This is a genomic window from Streptomyces hokutonensis (assembly GCF_000376565.1).
Classification (GTDB): domain Bacteria; phylum Actinomycetota; class Actinomycetes; order Streptomycetales; family Streptomycetaceae; genus Streptomyces; species Streptomyces hokutonensis.
On sequence record NZ_BARG01000047.1, the window covers coordinates 212,515 to 232,178 of the forward strand.

General features: G+C 70.7%; 17 protein-coding genes. 5 read left to right on the top strand and 12 right to left on the bottom strand.

The window, feature by feature from the left end; genetic code table 11:
• Nucleotides 1-259 precede the first annotated feature (259 nt).
• Together SSP08S_RS29740 and SSP08S_RS29745 are read right to left on the bottom strand one after the other, a co-directional pair.
• Entirely contained in the window at nt 260-1,069 is an 810-nt protein-coding gene (locus SSP08S_RS29740; protein ID WP_026178939.1) for a TetR family transcriptional regulator, read from the bottom strand.
• A 136-nt stretch (nt 1,070-1,205) separates the two neighbouring features.
• Entirely contained in the window at nt 1,206-3,011 is a 1,806-nt protein-coding gene (locus SSP08S_RS29745) for a 3-hydroxyacyl-CoA dehydrogenase family protein (RefSeq protein WP_019071300.1), read from the bottom strand.
• A gap of 339 nt (nt 3,012-3,350) precedes the next feature.
• Between SSP08S_RS29745 and SSP08S_RS29750 the strand changes: the two genes are divergently transcribed.
• Nucleotides 3,351-3,926 (top strand): adenylosuccinate lyase, encoded by a 576-nt coding sequence (locus tag SSP08S_RS29750; RefSeq protein ID WP_026178940.1) that lies wholly within the window; start codon nt 3,351-3,353, stop codon nt 3,924-3,926.
• Between the two features lie 17 nt (nt 3,927-3,943).
• Here SSP08S_RS29750 and SSP08S_RS29755 read toward each other — a convergent pair whose 3' ends face one another.
• From SSP08S_RS29755 to SSP08S_RS29770, 4 genes are all read right to left on the bottom strand, one after another.
• Nucleotides 3,944-4,477 (bottom strand): GNAT family N-acetyltransferase, encoded by a 534-nt coding sequence (locus SSP08S_RS29755; RefSeq protein WP_019071302.1) that lies wholly within the window; start codon nt 4,475-4,477, stop codon nt 3,944-3,946.
• 40 nt (nt 4,478-4,517) lie between these two features.
• Nucleotides 4,518-4,916, bottom strand: coding sequence for a RidA family protein (locus tag SSP08S_RS29760; protein WP_019071303.1), 399 nt, complete (start codon nt 4,914-4,916; stop codon nt 4,518-4,520).
• 74 nt (nt 4,917-4,990) lie between these two features.
• Nucleotides 4,991-6,571 (bottom strand): alpha/beta hydrolase, encoded by a 1,581-nt coding sequence (locus tag SSP08S_RS29765; protein WP_019071304.1) that lies wholly within the window; start codon nt 6,569-6,571, stop codon nt 4,991-4,993.
• A 177-nt stretch (nt 6,572-6,748) separates the two neighbouring features.
• Nucleotides 6,749-7,795, bottom strand: a complete 1,047-nt coding sequence (locus tag SSP08S_RS29770; protein WP_019071305.1) for an Rv2578c family radical SAM protein — start codon at nt 7,793-7,795, stop codon at nt 6,749-6,751.
• 178 nt (nt 7,796-7,973) lie between these two features.
• On the opposite strand from SSP08S_RS29770, the gene SSP08S_RS29775 reads away from it, so the two are divergent.
• The 4 genes from SSP08S_RS29775 (at nt 7,974) to SSP08S_RS29790 (ending at nt 14,496) form a co-directional block, all read left to right on the top strand.
• Nucleotides 7,974-8,417: an SRPBCC family protein gene (locus SSP08S_RS29775; protein ID WP_019071306.1), complete on the top strand. Its 444-nt coding sequence runs from the start codon at nt 7,974-7,976 to the stop codon at nt 8,415-8,417.
• Between the two features lie 166 nt (nt 8,418-8,583).
• Nucleotides 8,584-10,974: an MFS transporter gene (locus SSP08S_RS29780; RefSeq protein WP_019071307.1), complete on the top strand. Its 2,391-nt coding sequence runs from the start codon at nt 8,584-8,586 to the stop codon at nt 10,972-10,974.
• 150 nt (nt 10,975-11,124) lie between these two features.
• Nucleotides 11,125-13,587: an ATP-binding SpoIIE family protein phosphatase gene (locus SSP08S_RS29785; protein ID WP_019071308.1), complete on the top strand. Its 2,463-nt coding sequence runs from the start codon at nt 11,125-11,127 to the stop codon at nt 13,585-13,587.
• Nucleotides 13,588-13,767: 180 nt separating this feature from the next.
• Complete coding sequence (locus SSP08S_RS29790) at nt 13,768-14,496, top strand: class I SAM-dependent methyltransferase (protein ID WP_019071309.1); 729 nt, start codon at nt 13,768-13,770, stop codon at nt 14,494-14,496.
• A gap of 46 nt (nt 14,497-14,542) precedes the next feature.
• Here the strand turns inward: SSP08S_RS29790 and SSP08S_RS29795 are convergent, their stop codons facing one another.
• The 6 genes from SSP08S_RS29795 to SSP08S_RS63090 are packed head-to-tail and all read right to left on the bottom strand — an operon-like array spanning nt 14,543 to nt 19,455.
• Complete coding sequence (locus tag SSP08S_RS29795) at nt 14,543-15,460, bottom strand: SDR family NAD(P)-dependent oxidoreductase (RefSeq protein WP_019071310.1); 918 nt, start codon at nt 15,458-15,460, stop codon at nt 14,543-14,545.
• Between the two features lie 46 nt (nt 15,461-15,506).
• Nucleotides 15,507-16,748: a cytochrome P450 gene (locus SSP08S_RS29800; protein ID WP_019071311.1), complete on the bottom strand. Its 1,242-nt coding sequence runs from the start codon at nt 16,746-16,748 to the stop codon at nt 15,507-15,509.
• A 47-nt stretch (nt 16,749-16,795) separates the two neighbouring features.
• Complete coding sequence (locus SSP08S_RS29805) at nt 16,796-16,990, bottom strand: ferredoxin (protein ID WP_019071312.1); 195 nt, start codon at nt 16,988-16,990, stop codon at nt 16,796-16,798.
• A gap of 18 nt (nt 16,991-17,008) precedes the next feature.
• Nucleotides 17,009-18,214 (bottom strand): NAD(P)/FAD-dependent oxidoreductase, encoded by a 1,206-nt coding sequence (locus SSP08S_RS29810; RefSeq protein WP_019071313.1) that lies wholly within the window; start codon nt 18,212-18,214, stop codon nt 17,009-17,011.
• A 44-nt stretch (nt 18,215-18,258) separates the two neighbouring features.
• Nucleotides 18,259-18,999 (bottom strand): SDR family NAD(P)-dependent oxidoreductase, encoded by a 741-nt coding sequence (locus SSP08S_RS29815; RefSeq protein ID WP_019071314.1) that lies wholly within the window; start codon nt 18,997-18,999, stop codon nt 18,259-18,261.
• 60 nt (nt 19,000-19,059) lie between these two features.
• Entirely contained in the window at nt 19,060-19,455 is a 396-nt protein-coding gene (locus tag SSP08S_RS63090) for a carboxymuconolactone decarboxylase family protein (RefSeq protein ID WP_019071315.1), read from the bottom strand.
• Nucleotides 19,456-19,664: the final 209 nt, after the last annotated feature.

The window sequence follows — 19,664 nt, forward strand, 5'->3', positions numbered from 1 at the left end:
CGCAGCCCAGTGGTGGGTTGCGGGGACAGCCGACGTACGGGAGATCTCTGTACGCCGGCCGCCCGGACACCTTCAACGTATGACACTGCGTGTCACCCCGCAAGGCACCGAGTGCCATGAATTGCTCTCAGGTGAAATCTTTACGTAACAAATGAGCGATGATCGATCGAACGGGGTCTGAAAGGTGCGTGAAAAGGGGCTCTGACATGCCAAAACGGCCACCCCGGAGGGTGGCCGTCATCACATGGTGCGGAAGGGCTCAGCGGTCCCTGAGTGCCTCTTCGATGGTCCGCATGACCTCGTCCAGCGGGGCGTCGGTGCGGGCGACCGTCACCAGGACCTCGCCCTGCTGGTGCACCATCGCGGTGGCCGGCTTGGGGGCCGTGGTGCGGCCGGCGCCGATACCGCTGCCGAAGGTCTTCCGTACGATCCCGAAGGCGTGGTCGAGCTGCGCCTCGACGTCGCCCTGACCGCCGGCCCGCAGCCAGCGCCGCAGCACGTGGTTGTGGGCGGTGACCACCGCCGAGGCGGCGACCTCGGCGAGCAGCGGGTCGTCGTTGGCGTCGTCGTCGTGCGCGTGCTCGTCGAAGTGACCCAGCAGATAGCGCGTGAACAGCCGCTCGTAGCGGGCCACCGACGCGATCTCCGCCTCGCGCAGGGTGGGCACCTCGCGCGTCAGCTTGTAGCGGGCGACCGAGATCTCCGGCTGCGCCGCGTACATCCGCATGACTTCCTTGATGCCCCGGCACACCGTGTCGAGCGGGTGCTCGTGCGCGGGGGCGGCATTGAGGACCGCCTCGGCCCGGATCAACGTGTCGTCGTGGTCCGGGAAGATCGCCTCTTCCTTGGAGCGGAAGTGGCGGAAGAACGTCCGGCGCGCGACCCCGGCCGCGGCGGCGATCTCGTCGACGGTGGTCGCCTCGTACCCCTTCGTCGCGAACAGCTCCATCGCCGCCGCCGCCAGTTCGCGCCGCATCTTGAGGCGCTGGGCGGCGGCGCGACTCCCGGCCGCACTCTCCGGTGCGTCGGGCGCGGCTGCGGTACGTGAGGGCTTGGCGGGCTGGGGCATGACCCGAACGTACTGCATGTGCGCAGCTTGCCGCGCACGTCGGGGGTTTCCCCCGCCCGCAGTGGGCGGGGGTCCTCCGGTGGGGTCGAGCAGCCCGCCCCACTCTCCTTCGGCCGCGGACCGGTCGCCGTAGCGCTCAGCGGCGGGCATATTCGCGGAAGCCGCGGCCCGTCTTGCGGCCGAGGCAGCCCGCGGCCACCAGGTGCTCCAGGAGCGGCGCGGGAGCGAGGCCCGGGTCGCGGAACTCGCGGTGCAGGACCTTCTCGATGGCCAGGGAGACGTCGAGCCCGACGACGTCCAGCAGCTCGAAGGGGCCCATCGGGTAGCCGCCGCCCAGCTTCATCGCGGCGTCAATGTCGTCAAGAGATGCATAGTGCTCCTGCACCATCTTGATCGCGTTGTTGAGGTACGGGAAAAGCAGTGCATTGACGATGAATCCAGCCCTGTCGCCACAGTCGACTGCATGCTTCTTGATCTTGACGCAGACCTCGTGGACTGTTGAGTGGACGTCACCATCCGTCAACACTGTACGGACGACCTCGACCAGCTTCATCGCGGGCGCCGGGTTGAAGAAGTGCATGCCGATCACGTCCTGCGGACGCGAGGTGGCGCGGGCGCACGCGACGACCGGCAGCGACGAGGTCGTGGTGGCCAGCACCGCGCCCGGCTTGCAGACCTTGTCCAGCGTCGCGAACAGCTGCTGCTTGATCTCCAGGTCCTCGGCGACCGCCTCGACGGCCAGGTCCACGTCCGCGAAGGAGTCGTAGGAGCCTGCCGCGGTGATCCGGTCCAGGGTCTCGGCGGCGGCCTCCGCGGTCATCCGCCCCCGGTCGACGGAGCGCGAGAGCGACTTGCCGATACGGGACTTGGCGAACTGCGCCTTCTCCTCGCTGCGGGCGGCGAGGACCACGTCGTACCCGGCCTTGGCGAAGACCTCGGCGATACCGGACGCCATGGTCCCGGAACCGGCGACCCCGACCGAGCGGACCGTACGGCCCGGGGTGAGCTGCGCGCCCTCCGGCGGGGTGAGTGCGTCCCGCACCACGGTCGCGCTGCCGGGAGCCTCGTAGGAGTAGAAGCCGCGGCCCGTCTTGCGGCCGGTCAGGCCCGCCTCGCTGAGCTGCTTGAGGATCGGCGCGGGGGCGTGCAGGCGGTCGTGGGACTCGGCGTACATGGCCTCCAGGACCGTGCGCGCGGTGTCGACGCCGATCAGGTCGAGCAGGGCGAGCGGGCCCATGGGGAGTCCGCAGCCGAGCCGCATCGCCGCGTCGATGTCCTCGCGGGAGGCGTACTTCGCCTCGTACATGGCGGCGGCCTGGTTGAGATAGCCGAACAGCAGCCCGTCCGCGACGAACCCGGGCCGGTCGCCGACCGCGACGGGCTCCTTGCCCAGCTCGATCGCCAGCTCGGTGACGGCGGTGACCGCGGTGGGCGCGGTCAGCACCGAGGAGACCACCTCGACCAGCTTCATCGCGGGCGCAGGGTTGAAGAAGTGCAGCCCGAGCACCCGCTCCGGCCGCGCCGAGTCGGCGGCGAGCCGGGTGACGGACAGGGCGTTCGTGCCGGTCGCGAGAATCGTCTCGGGGCGCACGATCCCGTCCAGCTCACGGAAGATCTGGTGCTTGATCTCGTACGACTCGGGGGCCACCTCGATGACCAGGTCGGCGTCGGCCGCCGCGCCCAGGTCGGTGGAGGTGCGGACCCGGGCCAGGGCGTCGGTGCGCTCCTGCTCGGTCAGCCGGCCGCGCCGCACGGCGTGGGCGGTCGCGGTCTCCAGGGCGGCGAAGGCGTGCGCGGTCGCGGCCTCGCTGACGTCGATGCCGACGACCTCGCGGCCGGCCCGGGCGAGGACCTCGGTGATACCGGTGCCCATCGTGCCGAGACCGACGACGGCAATGGTCTTGAACGGGGACAGGGGAGTGTCGGACAGGGGAGCTGCCATCGCGGGACTCCTGGAATGAGGGTGACGACTGGGAGCGCGCGCCGTACGCCGAGGGGCGCACGGGGTGCGAGAAGGAGTGCGGGTGGTGCCGGGCAACGAGCGCACACGCCCGGCGGGTTGAGAGTTCCGACCGGCCCTGTCCCAAGCCGTGTCGTACTGCGGCACACGAGGTGCCGAACCGACTGCACTCACGGCGGCTGCGTCACCAGGCCACCGTAAGGAGATACGCGAGTGGGTAACTCGCTCGTCTGAGCTTAACCGGTGGGTAACGAGCGCGCCAGCCCCCGGAGTTTGTGATGTAGGTCCCGTCTGTCCCGTGCCCCCCATAGGCTCGGTTTCATGGACGAAGAGTTGCGATCACTCACGGAGCGCTTACGGCAGGAGTCGGGAGGAGCGGCGCCGTACGAGCGACTTGTGTCGACCGACGACCTCGACGAACTGGCGGAGGTGCTCACGGCCGTCGGACAACCGCTCTGGGCCCGGGAGTTGGCCGCGTTCCGGCTCGGCCTCGCGGGTGACCGGCGGGCCTTCGAGTCCCTCGTCCTGTTCCTCAACCACCGCGATCCACCGCGCTGCGCCTCCGCCGCGTACGCCCTGGCCCGCCTCGACGACCCCCGCACCGCCCGCGCGGCGGCCGCCCTCGCCACCAACGAACTGCGCGTCGCCTACGCCCTGCACCCCGTCCGGCTCCTGGCCGACCTGCACGCCCCCGAGTCCGTCCCCGCCCTCATCACCACCCTGGAGCGCCGCCTGCGCCCCCACGACCCGTACCGCCGCGTGGCCCTCGCCTGCGTACAGGGCCTCGGCGAACTGGGCGACCCCCGCGCCAGACCGGTCCTGAACGAGGCCCTCGCCCACCCGGCACTGGCGGAGGCGGCGGTGCACGCGCTGGGGCGGATCCCACGGCAGCGCTGAGCCCGCCCACCGCCCCCTCAACGCGTCAGCTCCCTGACGTACCGGAGCTCCGGCACCAGCACCCCGTCCACCTCGTACGGCTCCTCCGCCCCGTCGGCCCGGAAGCCCGCCCGCTGGTAGAAGCGGCGGGCGCGGGCGTTGCCCCGGACCACCCAGAGGTACAGGCGGTCGTGACCGAGGGCCGCGCACCGCCGTAGCGCCTCCTGCATCAGGGCCCGGCCGGCGCCGGTGTTCAGATGTCGCGGGTCGAGGTAGATCGCGTACAACTCGGCTTCCCCGGTGCGGATTTCACCGTCCCGGTAGGGACCGAACGCGGCCCAGCCGATGATCTCCTCGCCCCGCGACGCGACGAGGCTCACCACGCTGCCGTCGTCCTGCGCGAAGCGCGCCCGGCGGCGCTCGGCGTCGTCCTTCGCGCTGAGGGCGTCGAGGTAGGGCTGCGGCATGAGGCCCCGGTACGCGAACTGCCAGCCGAGGACGCGGATTTCGGAGACGCGGTCGCAGTCGGCGAGGACCATGGGGCGGATCTGGAGGGGCTCGGCATCGTCCATGGCGGGCACCCTAGGGACTGGGCTGCCGGGCCGCCCCCGATTATTCGCCGATCACCGCGAACGCCTCGATCTCCATCAGGAACTCCGGTCGTACCAGCGCGGCGACCTGTACGGCCGACGCGGCGGGGAGCCGGTCGTCGGGTATGTGGGCGGCGCGGGCCGTGCGGATGGCCGGCAGGTGGGCCATGTCCGTGACGAAGAAGGTCAGTTTGACCACGTCGTCGAAGCCGGCGCCCGCTGCGGCGAGACAGCGGCGGAGGTTCTCGAAGACCTGGCGGGCCTGGGCCGCCGCGTCGCCCTCGCCGACGAGCTTGCCGTCCTCGTCCAGGGCGAGCTGGCCGGAGATCGCGACGAAGCGGCCGGTGCCCATGACGACGTGCGTGTAGGCCGTCGCGGGGGCGACGCCGTCGGGGGCGGGAATCCTCGTCAGATCACTCATGCGTCCATGGTGGACCATGGGTCTGACAACGGGGATTCCCACCCCCGAGGGACCGATCGACCCTCAGGCCGGGCTCAGCCGCGGAAGCCCAGCAACCCGTGCAGTGTCGAACCGTGTGCCGTGCTCGTCGCCGACTTCGCCGTGGTCAGCGGTTTCGGGTCGGGCGTCTTCTGGCACACCGCGTCGACCTCGCCGCCGCTGCGCGGCACCTTGCCGTTGCTCAGATACGTAGCCAGGTACTTGTCCAGGCAGGCGTTCCCGCTGAGCGTGATGCCGTGGTTCCCGCCGCCCTGCTCGACCACGAAGCTGGAGTCGGCCAGCAGCTGGTGGACCGTCGCGCCGCCCTCGTACGGGGTCGCCGCGTCGTTCGTCGCCTGGAAGAGCAGCACCGGCGGCAGCTTGCCGTTGGCGATGTTGACCGGCTGCTCGGACTTCGTCGGCCAGAACGCGCACGGCGCGTTGTACCAGGCGTTGTTCCAGGCCATCAAGGGCGCCTTCTCGTAGACCGCCCAGTTGTCCTTGCGCCACTGGTTCCAGTCGCGCGGCCAGGACGCGTCACGGCACTGCACCGAGGTGTAGACGCTGTACCCGTTGTCCCCGGAGGCGTCGATCGCGGCGAAGTTGTCGTACGCCTCGACCAGCGGATCGGCGTTCTTGTCGTTCACGTACGCCGCGAACGCCTCGGCGAGATAGGGCCAGTAGCCGTTGTAGTACCCGCCGGGGATGAAGGTGTCCTCCAGCTCGGAGGCGCCCACCTTCCCGCCGGCCGGCTTCTTGGCCAGCGCCTTCCGCATCGCGTACCACTTGGCCTCGATCCTGGCCGGGTCGGTGCCGAGCTTGTACGTCGAGTCGTACTTCGCGATCCATGCCATCAGCGCCTGCTGGCGGTCGTTGAAGGCGTAGTCCTGCCCGAGGTTGTCGTCGTACCAGACCCCGGTGGGGTCGACGATGGAGTCCAGGACCAGGCGGCGCACGCGCTCCGGGTAGAGCTTGGCGTACACGGCGCCCAGGTAGGTGCCGTACGAGTAACCGAAGTAGTTGATCTTCTTCGCGCCGAGCGCGGCCCGGATCGAGTCCATGTCCTGCACGGCGCTGATGGTGTTGATGTACGGCAGCACGCTCGCGTACTTCTTGCCGCAGGCGGCGGCGAAGGACTTCACGCGCGTGAGGTTGGCCTTCTCCAGCGCCGGGGTGCTCGGCACGGAGTCGGGCCGCACCGGGTTGAAGTAACCGGGCTTGCAGTCGAGGGCGGGGGTGCTCTTGCCGACGCCGCGCGGGTCGAAGCCGATGACGTCGTACTGGGACGCCACCGCCTTGGGCAGCGAGGAGGCCACGAAGCCCGCGAGGGTCAGTCCGCTGCCGCCGGGGCCGCCGGGGTTGACCAACAGGGGCCCCTGGTACGTCTTCGCGGTGTGCGGGACCCGGGACAGGGCGAGCGTGATCCGCGTGCCGTGCGGGTTCGCGTGGTCGAGCGGCACCTTGACGCTCGCGCACTGGAGCGTCGGGTAGTTGGTGGTGGCGCAGCTCTTCCAGGTGAGCTTCGCCGCCTGGACGGTGGTCGCGGAATGTGTGGTGCTCGCGGCGGCGGGGAGAGCGGTGACCGTCCCGGCCACGACGACGGCGGCACCGCACAGTACGGCTGCGCGTTTTCTCATGAGTCCTCCCAGGACGGAGAGGCGGCCGACCGCGGTTCTCGCGGCCGGTCCTCGCCGCATAGTCCCGAAAAGCCGGGGCGGAAGAACCTGTTCAGCCGATACTTGACCCAATTGGGCCGCCGGATGCGCTCGAACGCCCTCGGATCAGCTCGTGGGGAAGCGCGTTCAGATCAGCCTTCAGATCAGTGAGAGCTGCGTCGGCCCGCTCACCGGCTCGTCGGCCGGCTCCACCGGTTCGGGAATCCGGCGCGGCATGCCCGCGCGCGCGGGACCGATGCCGTACTCCTGTGCCAGGTCGTGGACCTGACGGGTGATCCGGCGCTGGTACCACTTCGGGGCGTACGCGCCCTCCGCGTACAGCCGTTCGTAGCGGCGCACCAGATGCGGGTGGTGCTGCCCGAGCCAGGCCATGAACCACTCGCGGGCGCCGGGCCGCAGATGCAGCACCAGGGGAGTCACCGAGGTGGCCCCGGAGGCGGCTATCGCCCTTACGGTGGCGCGCAGTTGGGCCGGGTGGTCGCTGAGGAAGGGGATCACCGGGGCCATCAGGACACCGACGTCGATGCCGTGCTCGGTCAGCGTCCTTACGGCGTCCAGGCGCCGCTCCGGGGAGGGCGTACCGGGCTCCACCGTGCGCCACAGCGCGGGGTCGGTGAAGCCGACCGAGACCGAGATGCCGACGTCGGTGACCTCCGAGGCCTGCACCAGGAGGTCCAGGTCGCGCAGGATCAGGGTGCCCTTCGTCAGGATCGAGAAGGGGTTCGCGTGATCGCGCAGGGCGCTCAGGATGCCCGGCATCAGCCGGTAGCGGCCCTCCGCGCGCTGGTAGCAGTCGACGTTCGTGCCCATCGCGATGTGCTCGCCGAGCCAGCGCCGGGAGCCGAGCTGGCGGCGCAGCAGGTCCGGCGCGTTCACCTTGACCACGATCTGCGAGTCGAAGCCGAGGCCGGTGTCGAGGTCCAGATAGCTGTGGGACTTGCGGGCGAAGCAGTACACGCACGCGTGCGAGCAGCCCCGGTACGGGTTGACCGTCCACTCGAAGGGCATACGGGACGCCCCGGGCACCCGGTTGATGATCGAGCGGGCCCGCACCTCGTGGAAGGTGATTCCGCGGAACTCGGGCGTGTCGAAGGTTCGGGTGGTCACCGCGTCCGCGCCGAACAGCGCGACGTCGGCCGTCCGGCTGTGGCCGTCGGACTCCACTGTGAGGTTTTCCCAGCGCATGACGCCTCCTCGGTAGTCCTGCCCCCAGAGTGAAACACTTGTTCGAATTACGACGCAAGTGAACTTCCTCATCACTCCTGATCGCTTCCGACGCCCTGGGGCACCCCGATTTGGGTGACCGAGCGCGGGGGTGGTTGGCTTGCCCCGACCCCGAGAACGCAAGTCCTGGAGGAACGAAATGGCGCAGGTCGAGGCCACCACCGAGCGGGTCGTCGCAGCCGACGCGGAGAAGGTGTTCGACGCCCTCGCCGACTACACCGGCACGCGCGCGAACCTGCTGCCCGAGCAGTTCAGCGAGTACGAGGTGCGCGAGGGCGGCGACGGCGAGGGCACCCTCGTCCACTGGAAGCTCCAGGCCACCAGCAAGCGCGTCCGCGACTGCCTCCTGGAGGTCAGCGAGCCGACCGACGGCGAACTGGTCGAGAAGGACCGCAACTCCACCATGGTCACCACCTGGCGGGTCACCCCGGCCGGCGAGGGCAAGTCCCGCGTCGTCGTGACCAGCACCTGGAACGGTGCCGGCGGCATCGGCGGCTTCTTCGAGCGCACCTTCGCCCCCAAGGGCCTCGGCCGCATCTACGACCTGGTCCTCGACAAGCTCGCCGCCGAGGTCGAGAAGTAGGTCCCAAGGGCCAAGCCCCCAGGGCGTGTTGACGCCCTGGCGGCTTCCCTCACCGGTTCGAGTGGATCTCCGTTCGAGCCGGGCGTACGCCGTAACTCGTCACGCTTGCTCACAGTTGTCGCCTAAAGCGGGAATTGTGCGGCAGGCGCGACGAGGGGAGCGGTACGTGGGCGGGACGACTCTGGTGCAGGACGAACGACCCCCGGCACCCCCGGAGACCCCGGTCCCCGCACCCGTCGGGAAGGCCGAACTGAGCCCGCGCCGTGTGCGGTTGGTCTTCCTCGGCCTCATGCTCGCGCTGCTCCTCGCCGCCCTCGACCAGATGATCGTCGCCACCGCGCTCCCGAAGATCGTCGGCGAACTGCACGGCCTGGAGAGGATGTCCTGGGCGATCACCGCCTACCTCCTCACCTCCACGGTCGGCCTGCCGGTCTACGGCAAACTCGGCGACCTCCTCGGCCGCAAGAGCGTGTTCCAGTTCGCGATCGCGGTCTTCGTGATCGGCTCCGCGCTCGCGGGCCGCGCCCAGTCCATGGACCAACTCATCGCGTTCCGCGCGGTGCAGGGCATCGGCGCGGGCGGACTCATGATCGGCGTGCAGGCGATCATCGCGGACATCGTGCCGCCCCGGCAGCGCGGCCGCTTCATGGGCCTGATCGGCGCCACCTTCGGACTCGCCTCCGTCGCGGGCCCGTTGCTCGGCGGCTACTTCACGGACCACCTCTCCTGGAGGTGGTGCTTCTACGTCAACGTGCCCTTCGGCGTGGTGACCCTGGCCGTCGTGACCGTCGTACTGAAACTGCCGAAGCCCACCGTCAAGGCCCGCCTCGACATCCTCGGCGCGCTGCTGCTGGCCGCCGCGTCAACCTGCCTTGTCCTGCTGACCAGTTGGGGCGGGACCGAGTACGCCTGGGGCTCGCGCGTCATCCTCGGGCTCGGCGCGGGAGCCGTGGCCGCCGCCGTCCTCTTCCTCGTCGCCGAGCGCTTCGCGCCCGAACCCCTCATCCCGCTACGGCTGTTCAGGGACGCCGTCTTCAACGTCACCGCCCTGGTGGGCCTGGTGATCGGGGTCGCGCTCTTCGGTGCCGCCAGCTATCTGCCGACCTTCCTCCAGATGGTCGACGGCGCCAGCGCCACCGAGTCCGGACTGCTGATGCTGCCCATGATGGGCGGCATCGTCGGCGCGTCCATCATCTCCGGCCAACTCATCAGCCACACCGGCCGGTACAAGATCTACCCGATCCTCGGCAGCGCCCTCGCCGCGCTCGGCATGTGGCTGCTGTCCCGGCTCGAAGTCGACACCTCCCGGCTCCAGTACAGCGCCTGGATGGCCGTCCTCGGCGCCGGCATCGGCCTGGTGATGCCCGTCCTCGTCCTCGCCGTGCAGAACTCCGTACGGCCGGCCGACCTCGGCACCGCCACCAGCGCCAACAACTACTTCCGGCAGATCGGCGGCAGCGTCGGCGCCGCGATCTTCGGCACCCTGTTCGCCGACCGGCTCACCGACGCCCTGCGCGACCGCCTCCCCACGCGCGCGGGTGCCCGTCTCCCCGACCCCGAGTCCATCACCCCGCAGCTCGTCCACGCGCTGCCCCCGGCACTGCGCGACAGCTACATCCGGGCCTACGCCGACGCCATGCCCCGGATCTTCCTCTACCTGGTGCCGGTGCTCGCCCTCGGCCTGCTCATCGCCTTCTTCCTCAAGGAGAAACCACTGGTGTCCCACAACGCCCCCGCCGAGACCTCGGAGACCGCACCCTTCAACTCCCCGATCCCGCAGGCCCGTTCGGGATACGCCGCCGGAATCCCCGTGTGCGGCAGGGTGCAGCACCCCGACGGGACCGTCGTGCCCCGGGCCGCGCTCACCCTCATCGACGTCTCCGGGCAGCAGATCGGACGCGGCGCCAGCGGCGCGGACGGGCGGTACGCGCTGTCGACGCCCGGCTCCGGTTCGTACGTCCTGATCGCGGCGGCCGGCGGGCACCAGCCGCAGGCGGTGTCGGTGACCGTGGGGGAGCGGCCCGTCGAACTCGACGTCGTCCTCGGCGGTGCCGGACGCCTCGCCGGAAGTGTGCTGACCGCGGACGGCACCCCGGTGCGGGAGGCCGCCGTGACGCTCACCAATGTGCACGGCGAGGTGGTGGCCAGTACCCGCAGCGGGCGCGAAGGCGGCTATGTGATCAGCGAGTTGGTGGCCGGCGAGTACACCCTCGCGGCCAGCGCGCCCGCGTTCCGGCCGGCCGCGCTCCCCGTCAGCGTGCAGGCCTCCCGCGAGACCCGGCAGGACGTCGAACTCGCCGGCGGCGCCGTGCTGCGCGGCACCGTCCGGGCGAGCGGCGGGCGGCCCGTCGAGGACGCGCGCGTGACGCTCCTCGACGCGGCGGGCAACGTCGTCGACACCCTCACCACCGGCCCCGACGGCACCTTCCGGTTCGTCGACCTGTCCTCCGGCGAGTACACGGTGATCGCCGCCGGGTATCCGCCCGTGGCCACCGTTCTCCAAGTGGCGGGCGGGGGACGCACCGAACGCGATCTGCAACTCGGTCACGAGGACTGATCACCCGCCCCACGGGGCGCGCAGGCGCACGCCGGTGCGGATTGGATGGAACCAATTCCAGGAATGCCGCACATGGCCACCGGCCGCCCCCGTAGCGTGGTGGATGGCGGCACAGATCTTGCGGAGCCGTGGGGAGAGAGGGCCTGGGCCATGGACCGTGGCACCGAGCGGGAGGCGCCTCCCGGCCGCGGAGCCGGGGACGACGTGGTGAGCGAGCACACCGCGGCGGGCCGTATCCCGCTGGCTGTGATCCTGATCGACCGCGACGGACTCGTCTCGCACTGGAGCCGAGGCGCCCGGCGGCTCTTCGGCACGACCAAGGAAGAGGCGATCGGCCAGACGGCGGTCGACCTGCTCCCCGTCTCCGGCGCCCTGCCCGACGAGGAGGAGACCAGTCCCCTCGGCGCGTTCGCGTCCTACGACGGACTCGGCCCTGACCTGGAGTCCTCCCTCGACGGACAGCTGTCCTACCCGGCCGCCGGACGCGCCCGCCTCACCGTGCCCGAGCGAGATCGCGTGGACGTCCTGTGGTGGGCGTACCCGCTGGTCGGACCGGGTCAGGAGCGGTTGCTCGTGCTCGCCGCCGACGCGGACGGACTGCGCCAGGACCTCCCCGAGGCGGACGGCGCCTTCGAGCGCATAGCACCCGCCTTCGCCCACCACACCGACTTCCCCGGCGCCGACGAACTCGCCCGCAGGCTCCCCGAGATCCTGCCCAGCATGAGCGTCGACGAGAGCGCCCGCATCGTCGCCCAGGTCCTCGAACTGGGCTACCCCGTCCTGGAGTTCAGCCAGAACGAACGGGTGCCTGTGACCCCCGACTGGGGCGTCGCCCGCCGCGCCGAGCGCAAGGCGCGCCGCGAGCGGGCCGCCCTCGCGGTCGCCGAGGGCCTGCCCGTGCCCGAGGAGATCGTGGACGAGCGCGAGGACCTCGAATACGTCGCCGTACGCGAGCGGTTGGAGTTCCTCAACGAGGTCAGCGGACGCATCGGCACCTCGCTCGACCTCGCCACCACCATCCTCGAGGTCAGCCGGGCCGTCGTACCCCGCTTCACGGATGTCGCGGGCACCTATCTGCGCGAACAGGTCGTCGCCGGCGAGGGGTTCCCGGACGGTGTGCCCGACACCACCACCATGTGGCACCGGGTCGCCGTCGAGCACACCGACGAACCCGGCCGCTGGGACGACGTCATCCCGGTCGGCGAAGCCATGCCGTTCCCCGCCCACACCCCGTTCTTCCAGTGCATGACCACCGGCGACCCCGTCCTCGTGCCGCGCATCAGCGAGCAGATGGGGCACATGATCGCCGCGCAGTTCGAGAAGCGCGACATCCGGCCGCTGATCACCGGCCGCTCCATGCTGGTCGTCCCGCTCAAGGCACGCAACGTCGTCCTCGGCTTCATGATCCTGCTGCGCCACCCGGAGCGCGTCGAGTTCAACGACATGGACCGCGTCACCGGCGCCGAACTCGCCGCCCGCGCGGGCCTCGTGCTCGACAACGCGCGCATGTACACCTACCAGGAGTCCGTCGCCGAGACCCTCCAGGACAGCATGCTGCCGCACATCCCGGCACGCATGGCGGGCTGCGACATCGCCACCCGCTATCTGCCCGGCACGCTCCTCGGACGCGTCGGCGGCGACTGGTTCGACTCGGTGAAACTGCCCGGCGCCCGCACCGCGCTCGTCGTCGGCGACGTCATGGGCCACGGCCTCAACTCGGCCGCCATGATGGGCCAGTTGCGCACCGCCGTGCAGACCATGGCCGCCATGGACCTCCCGCCCGCCCAACTCCTGCGCAACCTCGACGACTTGGCCCAGCGCCTCGGCGACACCTACCTCGCGACCTGCCTGTACGTCGTCTACGACCCGATCGCGGGCGAACTCCACCTCGGCAACGCGGGCCACATCCCGCCGGTGATCGTGCGGGCCCGGGACGGCCGCAGCGAGCTCCTCGACCTGCCCACGGGCGCGCCCATCGGTGTAGGCGGGGTGCCCTTCGAGGCGGTCCGCGTGCGTGTGGACCCCGGCGACCGGCTGGTGATGTGCACGGACGGTCTGGTCGAGGTGCGCGGCGAGGACATCGGCGTAGGACTCGCGACGCTGAGCGAGTCGGCCGCGCATCCGGCCGCGTCCATGGACGACGCCTGCGACACGATCATCCGCTCCCTCAACACGCGCGGCGGCCGCAAGGACGACGTCGCCCTCCTGATGGCCCGGCTGAACGGCATCGAGCCGGACGACGTCGCCGAATGGCGGCTCGCCCTCGACCCGGCCGAGGTCGGCCGGGCCCGCGCGGTGGTCCGCGAACAGCTCCACGAGTGGGGCCTCGCCAAACTCGCCGACACCGCCACCCTGTTGGCCGACGAACTGGTCACCAACGCCGTACGCCACTCCCACGGCCGCCGGATCGAACTGCGCCTGGTGCGCGGCGACACCCTGCTGTGCGAGGTGGACGACGACGACCCCACCCTGCCGACCCTGCTCAGCGCCGGCCCCGACGACGAGTTCGGGCGCGGACTGCACGTGATCGGCACACTCGCCCGCGAGTGGGGCGCCAGCCGTACCACCGCCGGCAAGACCGTCTGGTTCGAACTCACGCTCCCCCGCCGCTGACCCCTGCCGCGCCGCTGAAGCGCAGGTGACCGAGGGGGCGCGCGAGGCGCACATCGGGGTACACGTGTCGAATGAGCGGTGAAGGAATGCGCCGTGTGCTTGTGAGCGGGACCCTGGCGCGATAAACCGTACTGGTCCGTCACTTACGGCGGAACGGCCTTGCATCCTGGGGAGTTGGGCATGAGCGTGACCAGTCGGTACCGGGACGCCTGGGAAGGTTTCTGGCGCGAGGCGCCCGAGGAACAGGGGGCCGTCTTCTGGGACGCGTCGCCGACGCAGACAGTGGGACTCCATCTCGCCCTGTTCGAGCCGAAGTTGCGGGACCCCGGCCTCCAGATGATCGACCTCGGCTGCGGAAACGGCACGCAGACCCGTTTCCTCGCCGACCGTTTCAACCACGTGTTGGGCGTCGACCTGTCCGCGGCTGCCGTCGACCATGCCCGGCACGCCGACCCGGCGGGGCAGGCGACCTACCGGCTGCTGGACGCCACCGACAAGACCGAGGTCGAGACGCTGCACGCCGAACTCGGCGACGCCAACGTCTACATGCGGGGTGTGCTGCACCAGGTCGACCCCGAGGACCGGCAGCCGCTGGTGGACGGGATCGCCACGCTCGTCGGGGAGCGCGGCCAGGTCTTCCTCGTCGAACTCGCCGAGGCCGCCCGCCCGATCATCGGCGGCCTGGCCCAGGACCCGGAGGGGCCGCCCGCGAAGCTCGCCCCGATCCTCCGCCACGGCATCGCCCCCGGCGAAGTCTCCGACGACGAGGTCCCCGAACTCCTCCGCGCGGCCGGCCTCACCATCCTCGCCAGCGGTGAACTCCCCCTGATCACCACCGAGTTCAGGGCCGACGGCGCCCGCATCGAGCTGCCGTCGAAGTGGCACATCGCGGGCCGCGCGACCACCTGAGGCGACAGGGGGAGGCGGGGCGGCTCACCGCCTCCCCCTGCCCGTCCTATCCGAACTGGTGCTTAAGGAACGACCCGGACCACGCCATCAGGTCCGCCGGCACGTAGTACCCCTTCTCGTCGTTGATCGCGTCCCAGTTCTTCGCGACGTCCTCGACGGAGGCGTCGCCGCCCTCGTGCGCGTACCCCTCCGTCGAGGCCAGGAAGACCCGCGCGAAGCGGCCCGCGCCGGCCGTGTAGATCTCGCCGCTCACCGGGACGCTCTCGTGCGCGAGGTAGGCCACCATCGGCGCCACCGCCGACGACGGCATGTACGGCATGCCCTCCGCGGTCTCGGCGGGTTCCTCCTCGGGGCCGCCGCCCATCCGGGTCATCGCGGCCGGCGCGATCAGGTTGACCTTGATGTTGTGCGGCTCGCCCGCCAGCTTCGCGCTGCGCGCCATGCCGACCGTGCCCGCCTTCGCGGCGGCGTAGGACAGGTTGTTGTCCATGCCGAACATGCCGCTGGAGGTGGTCAGCACGACGCGGCCGTAGCCCTGCTCGACGAAGTGCGGCCAGGCGGCCCGCATGGTGTTGAAGGAACCGAGGAGGTGGACGGCCAAGTGCCGTTCCAGGTTGTCGAGTTCGATCTCCGGCAGGCCCGCGTAGCGGATGATCCCGGCGTTGTTGACGAGGACGTCGATCCGGCCGAAGCTCTCGATCGCGGTGCCGATGATGGCCTCGCCGCCCGCGGTCGTGGACACGTCGTGGGTGTCGGCCACGGCCTCACCGCCCGCGGCGACGATCCCGTCGACGACCTTCTGCGCGGGTCCGGCGTCCGAGCCCTCGCCCTCCATCGACCCGCCCAGGTCGTTGACGACGACCTTCGCCCCGCGCTCCGCCAGCAGACGGGCGTAGGCGCGGCCGAGGCCACGGCCCGCGCCGGTGACGACGGCGACGCGTCCTTCGAAGCCGAACTCGCTCATGGGTGACTCCAGTTGTGTGCGGGAAAGCGTGGATCGCGTGGGGTGGCTACCAGGTGACCGGCAGCTCGTGAATGCCGTAGGCGAGCGCGTCGTCCCTGCGGAACCTGAGCTCGTCGAAGCCGACGGCGAGGCGCAGGGTCGGGACGCGGCGGTACAACGTGCCGTAGACGACCTGCAGTTCGATGCGGGCGAGCTGCTGGCCGAGGCACTGGTGGATGCCCCAGGCGAAGGCGTGGTGGTGCCGGGCCTCGCGGGTGATGTCGAACCTCTCCGGCTCGGGGAAGGCCGCCGGGTCCCAGTTGCCCGCGGGCAGCGCGACGACGATGCCCTCGCCGGCCTTGATGGTGACGCCCTCGAAGTCGATGTCCTCGGCGGCGATCCGCCGCTGTCCGAGGGCCGGGATCGTCAGATAGCGCAGGATCTCCTCGACCGCGTTCGCGACGACCTTCGGGTCGTCCGTCCCGCGCAGCAGGGCGAGTTGCTCGGGGTTCTGCAGCAGCAGGGCGGTGCCCAGGGTGATCATGCTGGCGCTGGTCTCGTGACCGGCGATCAGCAGGATCATGCAGAGCATGACGGCCTCGGGCAGGGTGACCTCGCCCGCCTTGATCCGCCCGGCGAAGTCCGAGATGACGTCGTCGCTCGGCTCCTCCATCCGCTTCTGCAGCAGCCCGGCCAGATAGCCGCCGAGCGCCTGGTTCGCCGCCCGGTCCTGCTCGGCGGTCTTGTCGCTGCGGGTGGCCAGCGAGGCGTGCTCCTGGAAGAACTCGTGGTCCTCGTACGGCACTCCGAGCAGCGCGCAGATCATCAGCGAGGGCAGCGGCAGCGACAGCGCCTCGTTCAGGTCCGCCGGGTTCGGGCCCGCGAGCATCTTGTCGATCAGCTCGTCGGTGAACCGCTGGATCTCCGGCCGCAGCTTCTCCATCCGGTTGCGCGTGAACGGGGCCGTCATCATGCGGCGGATCCGCGTGTGGTCGGCGCCGTCGGCGTTGAAGATGGTCAGCGGGTGGTGGGGGGAGTTCTCCGCCATGGCCTGGTTCGGGTGCGGGAACCCGGCCTGCTTGTCGTTCGAGCTCACGCGCGGGTCGGACAGGATCACGCGCTGCGCGGCATGCCCGGTCACCAGCCACGGGGTGCTGCCGTCCCACAGCCGCCCCCGGGACACGGGCGCCGTCTCGTTCAGGGCACGCAGCCCGGCCGGCGGGGCGAACGGACAGGTGCGGTCCCGCGCGCCCGGGTAGTCGAAGAGCTCCGCGTCAGGGGCGGCGAGTTCCGTCTCGGCCTCGGACATGGTGGTTCCTCCAGATGAGGGTGGGGGTGGGGGGAGTGCGGCTGGGGCTATTCCTCGATACGGATCGCGAGCGCGGGGCACACCGCCGCCGCGTTCCGTACGTCGTCGGCCAGTTCGGCCGGCGGGTTCTCGTCCAGCAGGACGACGATGCCGTCCTCGTCGCGCTGGTCGAACACGTCCATGGCGGCGGCGACGCACTGCCCGGCGGCGACGCACTTGTCCTCGTCGACGACAACCTTCATGGCAACTCTCCTGATCGTTCAGTGGGCGGGAGCGGGGGAGGGGACCGCGTCGACGATCTCCTGACGGCGCTGCCTGGCCTGCTTGGGCATGTTCCAGCCGAGGATCCCGGTCACCCGGCCCCCGCTGCGGTACCGCGTGACGAACCGACGGGCCGTCAAGTCACCGTCCACGACGTCGACTTCGGCATCGGCCGGCAGGAAGCCGTGCACCTGGAGCTTGGCGTCGAACTGATCGGTCCAGAAGTACGGCACCGGTTCGTAGGGCCGGTCCTCCCCAAGGATCGCGCCGGCGACGGCCATGGCCTGTTCGGTGGCGTTCGTCCGGTTCTCCAGCCGGATCAGCCGGCCGAGCTGCTCGTGGTGCCAGCGGGCCACGTCACCGACGGCGTAGATCCCGGGCGCTGCCCGGCAACGCGAGTCGCACACCACGCCGTTGTCGAGCTCGAGCCCGCTGCCGGCCAGCCACTCCGTCGCCGGACTCGCCCCGATCGCGACCACCACCACATCGGCGGGCAGCACTTCGCCGGTGCTCAACTCGACGCCGGAGACGCGGCCTTGGGCGCTGGTGAACCCGGAGACGCCGTTCCCGAGCCGGAGCCGCACCCCCCGCTCGGTGTGCAGCTCGGTCAGCAGCCCCGACACCAGCGGGCCCACCTGAAGGGCCAGCGGTCCTGTCAGCGGCCCGGCGAGAGTGACGTCCAGGCCCAACGTCCGTGCCGTGGCGGCGATTTCGGAGCCGAGGACCCCCTCGCCGACGACCACCAGACGTGACCCGGCGAGCAGATCGGTGCGCAGGGCGAGCGCGTCGTCGAGGGTGCGCAGCACATGCACGCCGGTCAACTCGCCCTGTCCGGGCAGCACTCGGGGCCGTACACCGGTGGCGATCACGACCGCGTCCGCGCTCAGCTCGCGCCCCGACTCGGTGCGCACGGTCCGGGTCGCGGTGTCGAGACCGACCGCCGGATCGCCGTACACGAACTCGGTGTCCAGGCCGGTCAGCATCTCCTCCGTGCGCAGCGCGGCCCGGTCGGGGTCCCAGGCGCCGGAGAGGATCTGCTTGGAGAGCGGCGGACGGTCGTACGGGGCGTGCGGCTCGGCGCCGAGCACCGTGATCCGCCCGGTGTACCCCTTGCGGCGGAGGGCCTCCACCGTGGTCAGCCCGGACGCGGAGGCGCCCACCACCAGCACGTGGGCCACGGCCCCGGTGTCGTCCTCGATGCTCATGTTCTGCTCCGTTGCAGCGTCGTCGCGATGTTCTGTGCGGGTGCTCACACGAGGTAGCGTCCGCCGTTGGTGCTGAGGGTCTGGCCGGTGACGTAGGACGCTTCCTCGGAGGCGAGGTAGGCCACCGCGTAGGCGACGTCCTCCGGCTGCCCGGCGCGCTTCATCGGCATGGTGGCGGCGGCCGCGTCCACGTCGACGGGGCCCTGGCGGACCAGCGGGGTGTCGATGAAGCCGGGCGGCACGTGGTTGACCGTGATGCCCTTCTCGATGTACTCGATCGCGAGGGCGCGGGTGAGGCCGATGACACCGCCCTTGGAGGACACGTAGTGCGCCATGGCGGGTGCGCCGGTCTGGGTGGAGGACGAGGAGATGTTGATGATCCGGCCCCAGCCCGCCGCGAGCATGTCGGGCACGATCTCCTGGGTGACCAGGAACGGGCCCTTGAGGTTGATCCCGATCATGCGGTCCCAGGACGCCTCGGAGATGCTGGTGAAGGGCTCGTAGGCGGTGATGCCCGCGTTGTTGACGAGGATCGTGACCGGACCGAGGTCCTCGCGGGTGCGGGCCGCGGCGGCTGCCACCGCGCCGGCCTCGGCCGCGTCGCCGGATACGGCGATCGCCGTGCCGCCCGCCTCCTGGATGGCCGCCGCGGTCTTCTCGGCGCCCTCGGTGTTGAGGTCCCACACCGCGACCGCGGCTCCCCTGGCCGCGAGCACCTTCGCGATCGCCTGGCCGATGCCCCGGCCGCCGCCGGTGACGACCGCGACCTTTCCCTGCAGTGACATGTGCGCTCCCTTGCGCTCGTGCGCGGTGCCGGAGGACGGGCACCGGTGGTTCGTGTTCGGCTATTCGCCCAGGGCCTCGCGGGCCGCGGTACGGGCCGCCACGGCCTTGGGGAAGCCGGTGTACCCGGCGGAGTGGTAGATGACCTCGGCCAGCTCGTCCCTGGTCACCCCGTTGGTCAGGGCGACCCGGACATGGGTCTTCAGCTCGGTCTCGGCGCCGAGCGCGATCAGGATGCCGAGGGTGACGAGACTGCGGTCGCGCGGGGCGAGCCCCTCGCGGCCCCACAGCGCGCCCCACACGGTGGACAGGCCGATCTCGACGAGATCCTCGCCGAACTTGCCGTCCCGCATGTCGAGTTCGCCCTCCGCGGGCACCACCCCGGGCAGCGCGGCCCGCAGGGCTTTCAGCCCCGCGACGCGCAGATCGGTGGTTTCCTTGACGTCTTCGGCGCTCATGCGCGACTCCCGGTGCATGCGGATTGCATTCGTCCCAAACGAAAGTTAGATCAAACGGTCGGTACAATCAATGCCTGTCGCGGATATGGCTGGTCCAAGCTCTCTCCGTCATCGCCATTGATCGGGCCAAGCCCCTCATCTACTCTCGGTCTGAATATTCGACCGACTGGTCGAACTATCAAACCAGGCTCATGTGGGAGCCGCAGCCC